The sequence below is a fragment of the Lacrimispora sphenoides JCM 1415 genome (assembly GCF_900105615.1).
GTDB classification, from domain to species: Bacteria; Bacillota; Clostridia; order Lachnospirales; family Lachnospiraceae; genus Lacrimispora; species Lacrimispora sphenoides.
The window spans coordinates 1,661,073-1,681,506 of record NZ_LT630003.1; the positions used below are offsets into that span (position 1 = coordinate 1,661,073).

Below are 20,434 nucleotides of genomic sequence, written 5' to 3' on the forward strand. Positions count from 1 at the left end.
AATTATCAAGCCTATTTTCATTCAAATATAAATAGATTTTATTATGCCAGATAAGTTATGCCAAATAAAATTATTGGGTAAGCCTCTTTTTTTTAGCGATAATTTTATGGACTGTCAGTAACTTCTCAGCTTTATCTTAGTGCTACCCGTGGGTCCGGGCTGATTCAGAGGCTACTCTTCTTTCATTAGAAATGTAATAAATTCATAGCCTCTGTTTAATTCATAATTTAAATTCTTATTTATCATTCAAGGAATTTAAGATTTTATCAAAGAAACTAACTAAGTTCTTTCTTTTATATTTTGCTTCTACTTCCTTTGTGATAAAAATTGTGAGCTTATCCAGTGATCTGGTTAAAGCCACATAAAGTCTATTTTTTGTCGTTGTATCATCTGCCTTTTCGCCAAGTAGATATGCTGCTAGATCTGTAGTCAAGATAAACACACAATTTTTTCCTTCTTGCCCCTTTATGTTATCAATGGAATTGACCACAACCTTTTCTTCGTCTTGAGTAATTGAGTTATCAGGAAGCATATTAATAATGACACCATAAGCCTTTTTGCCTAGTGTTTCATGTTTGAATGTTTCATTCATGGCTTTCATCTTGTCATTAGTTGTAGCATAATTTTCCAATAAGAATTCTGCATAATAATATGATGCTCTGAGCATAACGAGCTCAGTTTTATCTGGATGAAGTTTACGCATCTCACGTTCTATTTCTTCCGACAATGCAATGTGAATACTTTTCGAAGTTTCTTTACCATGTGTCTCATACTTTCCATGTTTTTTCGAAATATAACTCAGGTCAAAATTCTCTTCCTTTATCAGTTCGCTATATGGTTTGTCATTTTCAAACAATATAGCGATAAGTCCTCCATCTTTTTCAGAATACTGCTGCTCCTTCTTACTTACTATTGAATTTGAAAGCACTAAATGTTTTTTTGGACAGCGGTGACATACACTTATGTAATCAACACTTTCCTTGTTTTTTTCAATAAGACTCTTCAAGCATTTGTGTCCTTTTAGGTCTTGCTTGGGATCCCCCATCAAGATAAGTGGAATGCCCAATTCGTTTAGTGTCTCAATAATGAGTTGCATATCCGAATTAATATCCTGCGCCTCATCAATACAAATTCCACCACAGTATTCTTTGAATATATTCTTGATTACCTTCCGTTTATCACTCACGGCTTTTCTATCGTCTGATTTCTTCGCTACAATCCACTTTGCTCTCTCTGGAATTACAGTTTGATGTAAAATGTTTCCTTCTTCCAACCGGCTAATCTTTGCATTTTTATATCCTGGGCTCGGCGGTAAGGGGGCTATAGAAATCCGCTCATACTGCTTTCCGTATAACAGATAATAATATGGTTTGATGAATTCCCTATATAAAAAGGAATGAATTGTACTTACAATAATGTTGTTCGGGATAATTCCATAATAATCCTGCAATTTTTGTTCAATGCATGACACTGCATTGTTTGTAAAAGTAATGCAAAAAATATGCTTACTTTTATCTGTTCCCTCACGGAGTCTCACTATAGTATCTACCATTGCAGTGGTTTTTCCTGCTCCGGCACCAGCTATACCAATCAGCATATTTGCATCACCTCAAACATTTTATTCTATTTTAGAAAATCAAAGACATCTTGTATGTGCTTTGGCATCTGTAAATCGGAGAGTTCTCCATTAGCAATGTCTTTACAAATAGTAAGCATATCTGAGGCTTTTGCTTCTCTCCATGCCTTTTCCATTTGATCTGGCGTCATATCTTTCCAACCAAATCCCTCACCATATTTATCTTTCAGAACAGTGAAGTTGTTTCCCGTTTTTACAATCTCTGGTTCCAGCGTATACTCTGAAGTGGTTCTAATACAGATACTTGTTCCATCATCATATTTATCATGTTGCTTTTTCGCCTTTTCTTGATTATCATAATCACGAATAATTCCCAGCTTATTGGAATTATTCTTGTTTATTTTCTTCCATATTTTTATTATTTCAATAAAACCTTTGTGGAAGGAAAGCACTTCTATATCGCTTAATTCTTGCTTTGAATCTATATAAGCACGTAGGAGCATTTCTTCTGAGATTCCTTCAAATAGAATACATTTTTTTGAGAAGAACAACTTGAACAAATCCAGGTTCGGATTCTTTGTAAGGTAATCTCTTCCTGAATCATCCAGTTCATCCATAAAAGAAAACGCTTCTCCATTGTGCATAACCACAACATTTTTCAAATTCATCTTATTTATGAATTCAGTACTATGTGTGGAATAGAATAACTGCATTGTGGGGTTTTTTGCTGTAAACACCTTTAGGAAACTCACCATAAGCCTAATATTATTTATGCACAGATGAGCTTCTGGTTCTTCTATTGCAAACACATTCAGAGCAACATCATTCTGCCTTCCCACCAGTGAATTTATTAGAACGAAAAGTAAAATTAGATTTCTGTATCCAAGTCCTTGTAATGAAAGTTCCTCATCAGAATAGCCTAAACGAATACTACTTAATATACTTTGCATAGGTGGCATATTAGGCAGTATGCTAATATGTGAGAAGAATTCCTTGGCATCAGCTAATTCTGACCCTTCCTGCCAATTAATCACTCTGTCCATATTACTTATAGATTTGAGTTCTTCAAAAAAATGATTGTATTCTTTTTCGACCTTCAGTTTGTCCTCATTTGTTAAGCCTTTTTGTAACAGTTTTACCAGCGACCTTGAACCCAACCGTTCTTTTGTTCTTGAAAACTCATCTCTTTCCGCTTCAAGTGCAATATACTTATATAGCTTTAGAACATCGTATGTAACAGATCCCTTACTCGGAACCGAAACAGAAAATGAGTAATACTCTGTAGGCAATAAATTCATCTTTACATTATTTATTGACTTTGCATCTATCTTTCCATCAGATAGAACCTTTTTTACAATACTGTAAATATCGTTAATCTTTGAAGGCTTATATTCGTATCTGAGCCCATATTGCATTTGACCATCTTCTACGGAAAAACTCAAATCTTTTACAAAGTATCCCTCTGTCTTATCAGGTTTCAAATGGACCTCCACCATAACAATGGGTAAATGCGTAATGAATTCTGTACATGATACTATTCCGTTTGTTATGGCTGTTTGATTATCGATTATATACTGATAATACTCCCTTCTTGCGATATCATTAATATCTATCCAATTTAAATTCTTTCCAGTAAAACTTGATTCATCAGTTAAAAATGGAAGCGTTACTGCTCGTAAAAGATTACTCTTACCGCAGTTGTTTTCACCAATTAAAGCTACAGTATCACTTAAATGAATGTCAATTTCCTTTAAATTCCGGTAGTTCTTAATTATCAGTCTTGATATTTTCAAAAAAGCACCTCCGACTATTATTTTATACTTTTCATATATTACTCCTACGAAGCTACTTCGTATTCTTAAAAAGTTTATATGTTGTCTGATATCCTTTGATACTTCAACACTGCATCCCCATTGAATTGCCCATTATTGTTTTGACTGGCTTATTAACGGTTTATAAACACAACTGACAGTTCAGATGGAATCATAGTACACGACTGATCGCTGTGGTCATTGCTTGATCAGGTCTAAAAATCGGTGGTATCTTTCTTGCGCTTGTTTTTTATGCCGCGGATTTATATACGACTTATCCCACCTATCGGAAATTGCTAGGGGATCTAGTACGGAAATAATATTTTCAAAGATATCTTTATCGCACTCACGTGTCAACTGCAAAAATACCAAGCAACCATCATCATCAAAGTCAATTGCAGAAGAAGCATTCAGTTGTTTGATAATTGCAGATGCATTTGAGGAAAGAATTTCTTTTGCCACTGCTTCATCTGTCTTGATCAGCTCCCTCAAGGCGCAGAAACTGATTTTCCACCAATGTCCAGTCAGCAACTCCACAGGGACTCCATCTTCGAATACGCTGATGGTACTTTGCGGCGCAATCATCGCAAGAGGCGAGTACACGACCTGTATCCTATCCTGATTGTATTCTATAAAACGGTGCGCTATTTTCCTATCGCCAATATGGAGTCCAATACAAATGTCTGTAATCTCGTAATATTGACACCAACTGTCTTTTGCCATATCCGAAAGTTTGACTATGTCAACTGTGGCGACAATTTTCTTAGCTTTCTGCCTGTCATATTGTCCCACAAGGCACATGATATCATGAATGCTTTTCCAATCCCGCGGAATACTATTTGAAATTGCGGCTGCAAATTCTGCTACCGGTAACACCTCCACCAAAGCTGCCGCCGTTCTGCGCTCCTCTTTTGTGGCTCTATGTCCACCCAACAAACTCATTCCGCATATGTACAGAAAAAAATCAAAATCGAAGAGATAAATTGCAGATATCATATCTTTTTTAAAATATTCTCTATAAACAGGCAGTAGCTTCCTTACTGTATCGTGTACACATGCAGGGGCGAGATGGGCGATGGCACATAGGAATCCTGACAAATCAGCTATATTAGATATGGCAGTTTTGGAGCGCATATCCACCAACACCGGACATAGTATCTCTTGAATACACGCATCCCCCTGCTTGGGGAGAGCAAATGTCAAGCGGTTTAACAATTGCCCCCATACATATAGGTTGGGTCTTCTCTCTTGCCTCATGGATTGTATGGTTTGCGCCCAATCAACCTTCTGTGTGAACTGTCGATATCGCTTTTTGTCGGTGTTAAAAATCGTGTTAATAAGGCAAGAATACGAGTATGCCGTCTTACTATCGGCATGGGCGATCCAGTCAAGGAGCAAGGTCTCATGTTTATCCAAATACCATTGCCCGTTCTTTTCGTATCCCACTGCAAACACTTTTTCCATGAAGAACGTAATACCAGCGCGTTCGTGAGAGGTTTGCACATCCTTTAGGCACTCTAACGCCGAGGATATCATCTTTTCATTGATAAAGGCCTCATCATAACGATGAGCGAAAGTGTAACCTAGCAGTCCATTACACAGCCAAACAAGGCCAAGCGGCATAATCTCCTTGTCCACAAAAGATGTCTCGATAGCTGCATATAGCATCTTTTTCTTTTCTGTTGAGGTATCTTGGAGAAATTGTGCAATAATTACCTTTGCGCTTTCCATATGGACAATGCGTACATCATCTACAGATAGTACGATTTTTTGACTCACCAGATACTGCAAATCACTATCATCCCATACAAGAGAACTGTCAACACGCCGCAGGCAGTTGCACAGCCAGCGATAATTCACGCCGTTATCCAACTTCATAATTTGAAATACTGCAATTGACGCAGCCAGCAGACCGCAGTCATGATGTGAGCAAATCGTTTGATACTGTTCTTTCATCGTCTGCCAACCACCGCGAAGAATGTAGTTGAACTGCCATGGTGTGGCCGCTTTTTCAGCTCCCTCCAGACGCCTTTCAATTGGTGAATCCATAAAGTTAATACCGATCTGGTTATCGCACTGATGAACAATGGATGTAATTTCCTTTTTCCGTGAAAGAAAGTTGTCGCGCAAAATTCTTACGGCATCCTTATTTGTCAGCAGGATTGTATCGTGCTGTATAGCAGATGAAATTGTCTTTGCAAATAGAATTTTTGTGTTTGGACGTGCCTGTTCAGTGATTACCTCAATTGCTTTTTCCGAAAGCCGCTGTGCATCATCAATGATGTAGAGCGAAGGTTCCGTGTTGTGTTGAATCATTGGAACATTAAGATTTTCTATTGCCTTATAGCGGTAGACTTTCCAGCTTTTTTGATAGAAGTCATAAGCTGCCTGATAAACGGAGATGGATTTTCCACAACCGGTCTCGCCTTGCACCACTACATGATCTACAATTGTCAACTGTTTTTCGATTCTCTCTACTTGCGGAAACTTAGGACACGCTTCCACATCTGCTGGCGTCAAACGGTAACCCATGATAGCATGCGATATGTTACGTTGGTACGAAAAATCTAGCTCTTCCCAAAGCTCTGTATCTACCGGCTCATAGAAGAACTCCTTCGTTTCTGCTTTCAGGGCATCAATTCTCCTTAATATTTCATCAACATGTACTCTTGCTTTTTCATGGAAGAAGCGCAAATTAGCAGCCGTGTAAACGCGGTTGTTCTTTCCAATGTTGCACGCCGGGCAAGACGGAAGATAGTTTTCAATAGAATCTACGATAAATCCGGCTTTCTCCAGTTCCAAAAGATATTGCTTAACCTCGTCATCATGGCACTCCCCTATGTTGGATGGAATAATGTGATCCACATGCATATCGCGCTGTTGTATCGTGCGACCACAGTAAATACACTTCTCTTTGTGGGAGGCTAATATGGCTGTCCGCAAATGCAAACTGTCTTTTCTATACGAATGAAACATGTACCAATCCTCTGCTAATATGGTTGTCTTGAAATACCAGCCTTATCTCTGATATTAAACCATCAGTCTTTCTCACTTGTTTAAAAATCAAACTTCTCAATATTACTATAATTAGAATCAAATCAGAAAAGATAATTTCGCATTATAAATATAATGGGCAGTTGAAAATTTTAGCTTAATTCTGAGTTTATGGAAAATGTACAGTCAGTGGTTATTGTTTAAGCAGTCCCAACAATAAACGGGGCATCCTTCTATCGGCTCAAAAGATACCTTAGCCATCTACTCCATAAGAAGAACACTTAACAATAGAATATTCTCTTGATGCACGAGTGGCATTTTTACGAGCCGTTCGACAATTTATGCATCGTTTAGGTACATAGAAACCTTGTTGAGCATAGAATTCCTGTTCGCCTGCCGAAAATATAAATTCGTCACCGCACTCTATACACTTTAAAGAAATATCTGCTTGACACAGAGGTTGCGGGTTTTCTAGTGTTACATTGTCACTAGCGTAAATGTTAAACTGTTTGTCTTTTCTCCCACTTATAGACAATTCAACATTTAAAGATGGATGAATAATCATTTTCCATGGTGAATCAATCAATAAAGAATACTTCTCCTTATATTCCCATTGGGTTGCAGTATCTTTATTCAAGTAATTCCCAATAAAGCCAATCCTGTATAAATCATTAAGAACCGTAACCAGTTTCTCGGTTAAGAAGGTATTGGGAAACAGTTTTCCTATTCGCTCATTGATTTCATCATATGAAAATGTAGTTTTATATCCTCGAAAACACTGAACAATACAATCTATTTCCTCTGCAGTATAGAGGGCACGCATCTCCTCTTGCACTTCTACCAAGCATTGTTTAGAGTAGACGTGCATGAATGTTTCAAATGAATTTTGATTAAACGAGTAGAATCTTTTTGAATTTTTAGATTGAGCTGCAAGGATTAACCGTACTATATCTCGAGGTCTGTGCCACGTATTATCAAGAATATATGTACATATATGTGTATTGTAAACTTGTGGCACAAACCATCTTTTTATAAGCTCATGCTGTGTCGAATTGACAATACCAGCTTTTTCTTCTGCCAATTCTATCCGTCTTAATAGTATGCTAATAATTGGGTGCTTAAACGAGTTTGTATTCGTATATTCCCAAGTAAGCCGCTTATCATATCCTTGCATAATTTTGTGTAACTGGTTGGATTGTACAAAACGATTTATTGAATTAAGTATCTCCAATCGAACAGAACAAACAAATTTTGTTCTTTCACGAAATGTGTCATTCATCCTCTTCGTGGTAAAAAGAAGGTCTCTAATCATTCGTAAGTCCCGATAGAATACATCACTGTCACTTCTGTAGGCTTCCAATTCATCAATGAAAATATAGTATGGTATATCCGTTCTTGTTACGTTTAAAATAAGTTCATCCGCCTTTTGAATGATATTAATGAAGTCGCCATAACTTGCCGTATTGTTAAAGTGAGGTTTGGATAAATCCAAAGGTTCAATACCGACACTTGGCTCTACGGTTCCAAATTGAGGATTGGTAGTTGCTGAGAATGAAATTTTAGCTGGAATACGCATTTTCCCACCATAGATAGTTTTGTCGATTTTTGATATCTCATGGCAAAATTTAGACCAGTCGTTATCGTCTATGAAAAGGTTATTATTAAAACTATTATTATCATCAATAATCTTTTGATAAAATTGCCATCTCCAAATGTACGTAAAGTCGCACTCTAATTCTTTACCAGATGCAGCTATAGATGCATCCACAGCGATTGGTGTTGAGATAGCCCGGGATATTGTATTTAATTTTGCTCTATCTACCTGCGAGTATCCGCTTTCAAAAAAAACAAAGGATGAGCACGCTGCATCATCTAATGTCCTAACATAGTTTTCAAGAAAATGTAGTAACGCCGTTTTTCCTGTTCCCTTATCACCCATCACAAAATATGGAGAGCCGTATTTTGTGATTGCTATTTCCTCAACATCTATTCCTGTTGGTTCGATATAACTGTTAACAAACTCATCATATCCTTGCTCTTTTATTTCATCATTAGCATCTGGTTTTCCAGCGTAAATATCCCCAATTGTCAACAACTTCTCATCAATTTTCATAAACATCAACCTCCTAATTTTTATAAATACGTTTTGGTCTATTACTTCTGATATATATCTAAAGGCAAAAGTACTGCTTGCTTTTTAAAACCATATGGTGAAGTGTCACATAAACCTTTTGAAATACAGAACACCGAAAGCGGGCTCAGTAAATATACCTGCTCTTGCTCTCTACATCGATGATTGTAAAAAACTAAGCTCTTACCTGCCTGATAATAAGAGATCAATTCATTGGGTATTATGTATTTATCACTTTTATTTGATTTTTGTGATACGCTTTTTACAATCAAACCATTTTCCGGAACACAAAATATTATGTCAGATTCCGATAATGTTTATAATGACTTCCTAAACCATATCGATCTTATAAAATTTTCTGGTGGAGACGATAGTCCTCTTATCAAGTAATTCTAAGCTACATTAAACACAATGCCTACATGTGCTGAAGGTTGTTTCCTTTCCCAGGCTATTGATTTACAGCCCTCCTTTTTAAGCGGAATATCGAGTTTCAATTTCAGAAAGCCTATTCTTTATATCAATAATCTCTTTCTGCAAGCGAGAAGATGTTATGTCTATTGCTGGTTGAAAGATATTAATATTTCCTTCAAAATGATTAAATTCATTAAGAAGAGTTTTACGTGAAGCAAAGAATACTCTGTCTGCACGTTTTGTTTCGAACTCAGGATCCCCAACATTACAGCGGAATGCTTTCTGGATAATATCTGTTAACATTAGAATTTTGCCTGGTCGAATATTGATATTAAAGATATCAATCAGCTTTCGTTCTACAGTCATTCGTAAATAGTAATAAACCAAAGACTGCCTTAATGCATCGGCTAATAAAGGGTATTGCACCGTATCAAAGAAATCCAAATTAGAGCAGTCTAAAGATAAAATATCTGATGCCAATACTTCTTCAGTTCCTCCAAAATCCCAGCCAAACAGTTCTTTGTAAATAGGGACTAAGTCAACATTTGCCGTCCCATACCCATGCATTACTTCTGATAGTCTTCCATAAAAGTCGTTAGGATCTAAGCTTATGTGAGCGTATCCTCTCATAAATGGAATCATTGAAATTAAATATTGGCGTCTATCTTTTATTGCATTTATTAAAGAACCATCGTTATTTTGGAAAAAACTAATGAGTTCAGAAAGATCTATAAGTAATTTCTGTTCTTCCTCTTTTACGCGGATAAATCCATTACGTGCACCATCCATGTTATTTAACATATATAGATTGAAACAGCCTTTCAGCTGAAATTCAAGCAATCTAATTAGTTCTAAATTATGGGTAAGAATTATTTGCTTTTTCGACTCCAAGAACTTGACAATGCAAAATGCAATTTTGTTTTTATATATCGAATCAAAGCTAGATATCGGATCATCAAGGACAATATATTCTTTACCTGAATTCTTTGCAAGCAACAATTCAAATGTCAGCGAGATGAAATTCTGTTCCCCCGTGCTAAGACACATCTCATGCCTTTCAACATTAAGAAGAGGTGCATCCCCTAACATCAGCTTAAAGTTCTTTTCATTATCGTTGTCTCGAATAACTCGAATATCGCGATCGATATTTTCACTAATAACATCCTGAATATAAAGCAAATCATCTGAGTCCAAAGATGGTTGCACATTTCTCAGTCTTGACAGTTCATCAAAATCTCGAACCATGGTTGTACTGTCGAAGCATTTAACCAAATCAAAAATCATTGCTGATGCAATATTATTCACATATGTGGTAAGTATTCGCTGCAATTGAATCAATTCATCTAGATCTCCTCCTGAAATAAAAGTCAATACAATTTGCTTAATATTAAAAGGGTCATTATTAACTAGTGACAAATCCATTGCAACTTTATCTAGCAGGTTTTTAGTCTTCTGATCCAAGCTATCATATATCAGTCTTTGACGATTTTTCTTCTGACTAAGTAACACATCTCCATCAAAAGCCTCATTATCACAAACAACACAAGAATGAAGCATATGATACTTATCCAAGATTTTGATTGCATCACTATGTTGTTCAATAAGTGGGGCCTCGCTACTTAGAATAATTGTATTGGCATCAACTTCCAATAACCTTTGAACCACTTTGACCTTAGAACAATCTTGAATAACAAATTTTGTTTTTTCCTCATCTAGCTCCAATGGTTCTTCTCTGTTAGCGAGATTTTTTATGTAAGAAATAAAATCTTCGTGATTGATATCTTTTCCTCGATAGCGCATATTGACAATACTCTTGATAAAAGAATATCCAGTTTCATTGATTGCTTGAACACTACCAAGCAAATAATCCGAAATCTTTGTTACACCATATTTGCTTTTATAAATTCCAGGCAAAGAGACTTTAAAAACCGAATCAAAACCATCACTAATCTTCTTCTTAAGTTCGTATTCCCTTCTTATGTCTGTGCCGACAAGATACTGGGACTCATCTCCTAAGATAATATGCCTACTAATTTGATCAGCAACAATATGAAATACCTTACTAGATGGGTCTATTACCGCTCCGCAATCATCTGTTGCCAGAAAATCTACAGCAGCTGTAGATTCTTCACTCTTTAAAACTTCAGTAAAGCTAGACTTTCCAGTTCCATTTGGAGCATATACTACCGCTATACCACCAGACGTATTTTTTATTTTAAATTCAATTGTTCCACTATCTTCCTTCAGATTATCAAAATCCGCATTAAAAATTGATTCTCTATGAATTTTACTAAAAGTCAACTTCATTTCGTATCTATCCTTTCTTTGGTCCTTTAATCCGCAATGTACTTATAGCATATTAACTATCTCAGATTCTGATGTTATTTCCATATTTTACCTATCAATGGTTCTATTATATCAAATTATTGTTTGAAAATATAGCAATAAGTAAATAAATAACTTTTGTAAACGTGTAAATAATTACTAGGTTTATAAACACATAAGTCCTTTTATAGTTTCTTAAAAGTCACAATATACGAGTGGTATACAGCTTGAGAGATTTTTATATTTGCTTTTATAATTAATCATTATAAAAATGTAACACAGTTTTGCTAAAAAATAACTTCATAACACGCTCTTTACCTTTGAAAAGTTTTGTCGATTTTTCTATCTTTTTAGATGGTTTAAGCATACAATTAACTAAAAAAAACGACAAAACTAAGCCAATTTGTTTTGTCGTTTTCGGGGTTTTGCCGTTTTTTAAATATCAGCGACAAAACCCTATCAGCCCTGTAGTTATAAGGGTTTCATGACTTCCGGAGTTTTGAAAACCGAAAAACTAAAATCATGGGGTTTTGTCGTTTTTTTATTCGATACTATTCATTAAGTATACCACATTGGCATCATACTGATCCATTGATATTTATAAAAAATGATGCATTTTTCTGCGCAATCCTTTACAATATGGACAAGGCTTCCTTTTTCTCTTTTGATAATATAATTTCTTTTTTGGACTCATAGCATATGAATTTTGACACTCGGAACAAGTCCACCAAACACTACCCGAATAATTTTCTATAATATCATCTGGATCAATAAAGAGCCAGTTACCTAAATTCCATTCCTTCATCAAATCAGAATGTAATGCTTTGAATGAAGTTTTTCCACGTATAGCCTCTCTTCCATTACAATAAGGACAATCTATTATTTGTTCACTCTATCTCTTACTGAGCCTTTCCAAGACATTTTACAAACGGGACAATCCCATTCAACTAGTGGTGAATATGTTGATAAAATAGTATCTAAACTTAATTCATTATTTGAAGAATATTCTGCAGCCATATCAGGATACAGTGCTTTAAAGGAGGTTTTGCCTGGAATGGCTTTCTTTCCACTACAATAGGGACAGATTATGGTACTTAGTGTTAAACGCAGAAACACAAGAAGAATAGGATTTTTTCTCTTTAGTAACGTATTTTGAGCGGGGCCGTATACATTATCCTTGGTGGATATACTAAATAAAAGGACCAGCTACTGCCGGCCCCTAAATTATTTATTTTCTATCAACATAATTCTTTTGCTAAATCTCTAATTTTTGTTTCAATAATGCGGATTGTTTCAATAAATTCCAGGTCACTCTTTCCAGTCGGGTCGCTCAACCCCCAATCCACACGGCTCTTACATGGTAGGAATGGGCATTGGACGTTGCATCCCATTGTCACCACAATATCCACGGGCGGGATTTCCGACAAGAGTTTGCTATATTGCGTCGCCTCCATGTCAATATTGTAAAGCTGTTTCATTAGACGCACAGCATCTTGATTAATTTGTGGTTTGGTTTCTGTCCCTGCTGAATAGCATTCCATAACATCACCCGCTAGATGGCGGCCTAATGCCTCTGCAATTTGACTACGGCAAGAATTATGAACACAAATAAACGCTACCTTTACCATATCTTCCGTCCTTTCAAAGCGTTAACAAACGGTCGCCTTTGATTTCTTCGCCACTCCATATAATTAACGCAAATTTACCATCAGCATGTTTATCAACACGGTTAAGCCATTCAACCTCATTTGCCGCCTTTGCTGCCAACATTGGATTGGTGGTGTCTGTGCCGTACAAGGATTGATTGATAATCCACCACTTAGCGGATATTCCTGCACGCTTCAAATCGTCCTCCAAACGCAATGCCTCATAAACAGGTGTTGCTTCGGGCAGAGTTACAATAAGAACTTCGGTTTCATCAGATTTCAGCCTTGGTAGAAGCTTCTGCAAGGATTCCGGGATTTCACCTTTTGTTCGCTGGATTTCATGATTGTAACTTTGAGTGGATTCCAGCAAAAGAAGGGTATGACCAGTAGGCGCCGTATCAATTACCACTACCTGATCATCGGCTTTATCAACTATTTCTGCAAATGCACGAAACACTGCTATTTCCTGAGTACAGGGAGAACGCAGATCTTCCTCAACATAGGCTATATCCCCATCGCTCATACCAGACGCACGGGCCTTACCTATTACTTCGGACTGGTACTTTTTCAGCTCTTCGGCCTCGTCAATATGGCTCATAGAAATGCCGCAGTTTTCATCCAGTACAAATTTGAGATGTGCAGCTGGATCGGTGGTTGTAAGATGAACTTTTTCTCCACGCTTTGCGAGACCCAATGCAACAGCAGCAGCAACAGTTGTCTTACCTACGCCACCTTTACCCATCGTGAAAATAACACGCTTACCGCTTGTTGCCAGTTCATCAATCACATTATTCAACGAAGGAACATGAACGGCGTTCAGCGTTTCGGTGTGTACAATTACATGATCAGTATTCAGTAAGGCTCGCACATTTTCCAGCCCTGTGATGTTATAGGCACGTAAGGGCACCATATGAAGCGGAAGCGTTTGTAAACTTTCTGGCATAGTGTTAATTGCAGTCTTCTGTTTTTCAAACAGGTTCAAAGAAAGTGAGTCGCTGTATTCAGTCAGTACACCATTGATAACCAGCATTTGATTTCGGACCCCTAGTGAGGAAAGCTCGCCGGAAGCCCGAGCTGCTTCTTTAAACGGTGCTGTTTCGGGGCGTGTCACAAGAATTAATGTAGTCAGGTTTCCGTCTGCTAGAGTTTCCACAGCCTGCTTGTAAATCGCTTTTTTGCTCTCCAAGCCGGAAAGCTGGCCCAAACAGGACGCACCATGAGTGCTCTCGCTGATAAAATCACTCCATGCGGACGGAAGCTGGAGCATACGTAGAGTGTGACCAGTGGGCGCGGTGTCAAAAATAATATAGTCATATTCCTGTTGTACCTTGCCGTCTGTGATAAAATTGGAAAATTCATTGAATGCCGCGATCTCCACGGTGCAGGAACCGGAAAGCTGTTCTTCCACGTTAGCGAGAACAGCGCCAGGTAGTTTGCCGCGATAAGGTGCGATTACGCTTTCCCGATATTCAGCTGCGGCTTTAATTGGGTCAAGATTCGCCACAACTAAATTAGGCACGTCGGGAATCGGAGTCCCCTTGTTTGTTAACTCCATAGAAAAGACGTCCTGTAAATTAGATGCCGGGTCGGTACTGATTAGCAGCACCCTTTTTCCACTGTCTGCCAGCGATACAGCGGTGGCGCAGGCAACGCTGGTTTTACCAACGCCGCCCTTGCCGGTATAGAAAAGGTATTTTGTAAGTTTAATAGTACGTGGATCGAATAAATTCACTTTAGCAGCAACCTCCTTTGCAGCAACAGCCATCATTTCCCTGTGCCTTTTCCACTGGTTTTCCCAGCAGATCGACGGACAGACCTAACCACTTCGTAAATTCCGCATTGGTGGGGTATTTCCCGGTCAATACAATCTTTCCGTCTATCACGGTAACGGGCAAGCCGTCCGGCCCTTTGTCATTGATGAAGTCATTCACAACCTTATTATTAACAAACTCCATTGGTGCGCTGTTGAGATTAAAGCGATCAACGTTTACGCCGTTCTTTTTTAACGTATCAAGTACAGTAGATATACGAAGTAATTCGGGATCAACTCCTACTCCGCAAAGTCCAGTTGAGCAGCACATAGCAGGTTCAAAAATTTGCATTGTTTTCATAAAATTACCTTCTTTCATTGAATTTATTTTAGAATCGCGTCCCATGAAGAAGCGTTCCAAATTAGCAGGCAGTGTGTAGGGAAGGCTTTCATTCGAGAACTTCCCATTAATTGTACGCAAGATACCATCTATAATCATTGCTTTTGGCGGCTGGTCGTGTTTGAATACTATTTGTGAGTTTACTATTGTTAACCAGACGGCACTTTGGTCAAGACCCGTATCAGCTTTTACTACACATATTGTTAATGCTGTACATCTTAGTATTATCCTCTGACACTCCATTCATATTGTTTAAACTATATGGAGTTTTTATATCATTTGTAGTACTGTTCATATTATTTAACCCGTAAACAGCCTGCTGGTTGTTTGATACATCATTCATGTTGTTAATGCTCAATTCGCCAACCATATAAATCCTCCTTATCAATGTGTCTTTGCTCAAATTATTGTTTGGCACTGGATTCTGGGAACCAGTGGGTAGTTTTATTAGCAATTTTTACAAGAAAAAGCATCACGGGTACTTCAGTCAAGACCCCAACGGTAGTAGCAAGCGCAGCGGCGGAGCTGGTGCCAAACAAGGCGATTGCCACAGCGACAGATAGTTCAAAAAAGTTAGACGCACCGATCATTCCAGCTGGAGCGGAAATGGAGTAGGGCAGCTTCAGCAGTCGGGCGGCAAAGTAAGCGATAAAGAAAATAAGGAACGTCTGAATAATCAGAGGTATAGCAATTAAGACAATGTGTAGAGGATTGCGGATTATGGTTTCGCCTTGGAACGCAAAAACCAGTACCAACGTTAATAATAGTCCTATTGTTGTAACACCATCAAATTTATTAACAAAAGTATTGTTGAAATATTCTTCCCCTCTCTTTTTGATTACCAGTGTACGGGTCAGCATTCCACCTACCAGTGGAATTACAACAAACAGCACCACCGATAAAATCAGAGTATCCCACGGCACAGCTACATTGGAAACGCCGAGCAAGAATTTTACAATGGGCACAAAGGCTACTAAAATAATAAGGTCATTGGTTGCTACCTGTACGACGGTATAAGCGGGATTCCCTTTCGTTAAACTGCTCCACACAAAAACCATTGCAGTACATGGGGCAGCTCCCAAAAGTACCGCGCCTGCCAGATATTGTGTTGCCAAGTCTGGCGAGATGAATGCTTTGAAAATCACAAAGAAAAACAGTGAGGCGATTGCATACATGGTAAATGGTTTAATAAACCAGTTAGTAATCCATGTGACAAACAATCCTTTAGGATTTTTGCCGACATTTTTAATACTTTGAAAATCTACTTTCATCATCATAGGGTAAATCATCAGCCAGATTAAAACTGCCATCGGTATAGATACTTTGGCATATTCAAACTGATTCATAAAATCGGGGATAGCTGGCAAAAACCTTCCTATTAATACGCCTATTACCATACAGAGAATAACCCATACGGTGAGATATTTTTGAAAAAAGCCTATGTCTGTCTGTTTATCTGATTTCATATAATTATGCTCCTGTCATATTGAATTTTTTCTATATAACGACAATTTTTTTATCGGTGCCAAATTTCCCCTAAGGAACATGACACCGACAGCTGCGGTGACAGTGATGCATCTATATATCACCACCTTTACGATGGCATATGCAATCGGGTTCTGAAGTAAATATCTCCCCTAACTGCTGATAAAAAGCTTTTAGGTGTTCATCATTCAATGAGTAATAAATCCATTTACCCTCCGGCCTTGCTTTCACTAAACCAGCGCCCATCAGCACTTTCATATCATGGGATAGAGTTGGCTGGGTAATATGAAATCTCTCCAAAATACTACATGCGCACAGCTCACCGCAAGAAAGCATATCGACAATTCGTAATCGTTTTGGATCGGACAAAGCCTTAAGGACTTTGGCGTTCTGAATATATTTTTCTTCCATAGTACAACCTCACATAGAATATTTTCTATATATTATTGTATGCTGTAAAATTTAAAATGTCAATATAATTTTATTTTTTTAATGATATGAGCATTGTTGGCCATCTTCATACCTGATAGCATCTAGCATCCGGCTGACCGATAAAGGTTATAGTACTCCCCTCCTGATCTAGTGATATCTCCTATACAGGCATACCTGAAGACATAGAGATGCATTTGTTTGTCTGATGTCTATGATTGTCAATGGCGATAATTTAGTCTTAATAGTTTGGCGGCATTGACTTTCTAACTTCATGGAGTAGTTTTGTCGTTTTTATCTACTGAACCGATCTTAAGTAATATATTTTGAAAGTAAATAAACGACAAAACCATGTAAATTAGTTTTGTCGTTTTGGGGGTTTTGTCGTTTCCCAAATATTTGCGACAAAACCTTTCCGGCCCTGTCTTTATAAAGGTTCCAGGACTTCCGGAGTTTTGTCGGAAATTTTTCGGTTATGGACAAGGCTCAATTCACTACTGTTAATCCATTACTACTTTGGCACATTAAGAACAGGACTATTCATTACCGTAGATATATCTACTTTAACAATAGCCCCGTCTTATAATATTTTATACTGATTCTTACTGATCTTAGAAACTGAAACAATCAACAATAACTTATTTTTTGTCTTCAAATACTATCCAAATTGGGAATTTATAAATTTCATTCCAATCTTTATCCCGATATGAGAATCCAAAATACATAGGCTCTTTAGATAAACTTTCAAAATCGTCTGATAAAACTGGAACGTAGCTGACACGACCATTTTCAAGATCTGTCATTAAATCGCCTGCATATTCTTCTTTTGAATTATAAACAGTTGAAGTAATGGATGTTGCATTTGTATCAGTTGTTACGATATCAAAAATACGATACTTATTATCACTACTTTTCTCTGGCTTTTGAACAACAATTGCAGGTGTGGTTTGGCCGTTAATTGTAATATCTCTTCCCTCAATAAAACCTGGCACCATTATCTGATAATTTGTATCTCCCCAGTTAACAGCCTGATCTTCAGCGGCGCTTGCAGGAATAATCAACATACCAGCAAGTAATATTGTTGCAAATATAACCCTAAAAAACCCCTTCATACTTGAACCTCCTTTTTTAATCATAATATCATAATAAATCCATATTTTCAATTAATATACAATACTATTTTATAGAAGTTTCTTGGCCAGCGTTCCGATCTCAAGATGAAGGAGGCGCTGGTATTCTCGCTGTTGATCTTTATTTCTGTGTCGCATATAACATCAAGCAGTTTTGTCGTTTTTCTTTCCCTATCCCCTCTTCTATCTTTTATAATGTTAATAAAAAAACGACAAAACTATGTCATTACATTTTGTCGTTTTCAGGGTTTTGTCGTTTTTCAAATATCTACGACAAAACCCTCCTGGCCCTACTGTTTTGTCGTCTTCCATTCGCTGCAATTCATTACGTATACAATTTTGGCATTATCCTAGTCCAATGATATTTATAAAAAATGATGTACTTTTCTGCGCATTCCTTTACAATACGTACAAGGATCCATATTACTTAAATTGGCAAAATAATTCAATCAAACGTCTCTACTGTAACTTCATTTGAAATAAACCGATATTTAAAACGCACTGCCATATTATCTTTCTCCGTGGTAAAATGTGCCTTATTGCCTGAGCCGCTTCTGGGATATCTGTCTTCCTGATAGGTAGCTGACAACGTTCCGTAAGTCGCTACCGAATAATCATAGGTCCCTGCAAACGGTATCACCACAGACAATGTATAGGTGTTGTTACCTATGTAATACATCCGGGTTACTTCGCTGTTAGAATCATTTTTTACTGCACCCACATGAGGCTGAAAACTTCCATATACCACAATTTTCTCCGGCAGCTTCATTCCGGTCCTTTCATCATAGACTTCTCCGGCTCCATAACGGATGAGCATCTCAGGATTGGACGCTTTTTTTCTCAATTCATGTTCAGTGGCCCATAACCGCTTCGCTGTCTCCTCCTGACTGAACCCCATGGGGCAATCGGAACTCTTCCGGTTTATCTGATAAAATTTCTGACGGTCTGGTTCTCCGTTGTCAGCTCTTATTCCTGTGACTGCCCCATCTCCAAGCATACGGCGAAATGGCAGTTCAAAGTAAGCATTGGGATTATTAATCTCTGTCCATTTGTAAGTATACTCCAGAAAGTGATTTCGGCTCTCTTCTGACTGATTGGCAAACCAGGCAATCTGATCATATCCCCACCAATCTCTCCATGCCAGCTCTTCTCTTGAATTGGAATCCCGGTCTTCCACCACTAAACCGCCCCAATTATCATACTCCATCAAATAAGGCATGGTGTCTGCCGACCAACCATTGGGGTTTTCTCCCCCTTCACTGTAGCCCTCTCTCACCAACACCAGCTTCTCTCCGGGTACTTCCAGAAGAGGAACTCTGGTAAAAGGCATTGCATGATAGTCAAACAGCAGCTTTCCACGGATATTTACGCCATGGGTATGGGCATCCAGAAGCACCTTGTGCCTTCTCCCATGTACTCTGGCATATTCCCGTATCATGGCAAAAAGCTGCGCTATCTTTTCCATACCCGGATCATGCGCTGTGTATAGGTGCACCTGTCCCATATGCAAAGCTTCATACCCGCAGTCAATATATCTGGTTGCACGGTAATAAAACCACATCTGCGCTTCCCGGCGGGACAGATCCGGGATACCTCCATTTTTAGACGGATCTTCTCTGCGGCTTATATAACCGGATGATTCATCCATAAACAATGCCTCCTGCATCCGAAAGGTTCTCTCTTCCGGCTTCATCCCAAAAGCTTTGAATACATAGTCCGGTATCCGGATCTCCTCCATCCGCTCCACAATCCACTCAAACACGCATGCCTGAAGAATAATCTCAGGATCCACAGCATGGACTTTTTCTGCCAGTTCTCTGGAAAGACGAAAATGCACTTCATCCTCCATTGGCATATACCAAATACCGGATGCCCTTCCCAGAAATTTTACGCCCATCTCTTTGATAACGCGCAGATCATCCGTAAGGGTTTTGCTTTCAAATAATCCTGCTGCAGTTACACCACGTGACAGATAGCTCTCCAACACTTCTTTTGATATTGTTTCATAAAATACAAAATCCATCTATCGTTTCCTTTCTCACTGTTTTTCCAGAAATTTCACTATAGTAATAATGCCGGTCCCGCTGGCCCCCTCTCTCATTTCCTCAGTTTCAGAGCGTATCACAGATGGTCCCACCATATCCAGATGAATCCACCGGGTTCCCGGTTCCACAAACTTCTCCAGAAAGCAGGCAGTCACACTGGCTCCGGCGCCTTTTCCCGGCGCATAATTGGCAAAGTCTGCGACTGAACTTCGCTCCAGAAGCTTATGATAACAGTGTTCCGGACGTATATTTCTGCTTTTGGGGATAGGGCTGCGGGTGATTTGAATTCTCTTGTTCACAC

General features: G+C 38.2%; 16 protein-coding genes. All 16 read right to left on the reverse strand.

The annotated features are described in order from the left end of the window. Positions 1-235 precede the first annotated feature (235 nt). A complete protein-coding gene (locus tag BMX69_RS07420) occupies positions 236-1,597 on the reverse strand; it encodes a UvrD-helicase domain-containing protein (protein ID WP_100041994.1) in 1,362 nt (453 codons plus the stop codon). A gap of 26 nt (positions 1,598-1,623) precedes the next feature. Further along, a complete protein-coding gene (locus BMX69_RS07425) occupies positions 1,624-3,369 on the reverse strand; it encodes an ATP-dependent nuclease (protein ID WP_100041995.1) in 1,746 nt (581 codons plus the stop codon). A gap of 216 nt (positions 3,370-3,585) precedes the next feature. Further along, entirely contained in the window at positions 3,586-6,252 is a 2,667-nt protein-coding gene (locus BMX69_RS07430; RefSeq protein ID WP_242941379.1) for a hypothetical protein, read from the reverse strand. Positions 6,253-6,634: 382 nt separating this feature from the next. Next, positions 6,635-8,494 carry a zinc-ribbon domain-containing protein gene (locus BMX69_RS25035; protein WP_330387660.1) on the reverse strand — a complete coding sequence of 620 codons (1,860 nt, stop codon included), beginning with the start codon at positions 8,492-8,494 and terminating at the stop codon, positions 6,635-6,637. 489 nt (positions 8,495-8,983) lie between these two features. After that, positions 8,984-11,230: an AAA family ATPase gene (locus tag BMX69_RS07440; protein WP_100041997.1), complete on the reverse strand. Its 2,247-nt coding sequence runs from the start codon at positions 11,228-11,230 to the stop codon at positions 8,984-8,986. Positions 11,231-11,846: 616 nt separating this feature from the next. Further along, positions 11,847-12,053, reverse strand: a complete 207-nt coding sequence (locus BMX69_RS25220; protein WP_100041998.1) for a zinc-ribbon domain-containing protein — start codon at positions 12,051-12,053, stop codon at positions 11,847-11,849. A gap of 74 nt (positions 12,054-12,127) precedes the next feature. After that, complete coding sequence (locus BMX69_RS25225) at positions 12,128-12,265, reverse strand: zinc-ribbon domain-containing protein (RefSeq protein ID WP_147297056.1); 138 nt, start codon at positions 12,263-12,265, stop codon at positions 12,128-12,130. Between the two features lie 221 nt (positions 12,266-12,486). Next, entirely contained in the window at positions 12,487-12,876 is a 390-nt protein-coding gene (locus BMX69_RS07455; protein ID WP_054791926.1) for an arsenate reductase ArsC, read from the reverse strand. A gap of 13 nt (positions 12,877-12,889) precedes the next feature. Continuing rightward, a complete protein-coding gene (arsA, locus tag BMX69_RS07460; protein ID WP_330387661.1) occupies positions 12,890-14,662 on the reverse strand; it encodes an arsenical pump-driving ATPase in 1,773 nt (590 codons plus the stop codon). Beyond that, the gene (gene arsD / locus BMX69_RS07465) at positions 14,628-15,005 is read right to left on the reverse strand and encodes an arsenite efflux transporter metallochaperone ArsD (RefSeq protein ID WP_100042001.1); all 378 of its coding nucleotides are present in this window, start codon (positions 15,003-15,005) and stop codon (positions 14,628-14,630) included. Before arsD ends, arsA begins: the two co-directional genes overlap by 35 nt. Before the next feature lie 220 nt (positions 15,006-15,225). Beyond that, positions 15,226-15,414: a hypothetical protein gene (locus BMX69_RS07470; RefSeq protein ID WP_054791927.1), complete on the reverse strand. Its 189-nt coding sequence runs from the start codon at positions 15,412-15,414 to the stop codon at positions 15,226-15,228. Positions 15,415-15,448: 34 nt separating this feature from the next. Next, complete coding sequence (gene arsB, locus BMX69_RS07475; RefSeq protein ID WP_100042002.1) at positions 15,449-16,510, reverse strand: ACR3 family arsenite efflux transporter; 1,062 nt, start codon at positions 16,508-16,510, stop codon at positions 15,449-15,451. Between the two features lie 112 nt (positions 16,511-16,622). Beyond that, positions 16,623-16,940, reverse strand: coding sequence for an ArsR/SmtB family transcription factor (locus BMX69_RS07480; RefSeq protein ID WP_054791928.1), 318 nt, complete (start codon positions 16,938-16,940; stop codon positions 16,623-16,625). 656 nt (positions 16,941-17,596) lie between these two features. Continuing rightward, complete coding sequence (locus BMX69_RS07485) at positions 17,597-18,070, reverse strand: hypothetical protein (RefSeq protein WP_100042003.1); 474 nt, start codon at positions 18,068-18,070, stop codon at positions 17,597-17,599. 463 nt (positions 18,071-18,533) lie between these two features. Further along, positions 18,534-20,111 (reverse strand): pullulanase X25 domain-containing protein, encoded by a 1,578-nt coding sequence (locus BMX69_RS07490; RefSeq protein WP_100042004.1) that lies wholly within the window; start codon positions 20,109-20,111, stop codon positions 18,534-18,536. Positions 20,112-20,126: 15 nt separating this feature from the next. Continuing rightward, positions 20,127-20,432, reverse strand: coding sequence for a hypothetical protein (locus BMX69_RS07495; protein WP_054791932.1), 306 nt, complete (start codon positions 20,430-20,432; stop codon positions 20,127-20,129). Positions 20,433-20,434: the final 2 nt, after the last annotated feature.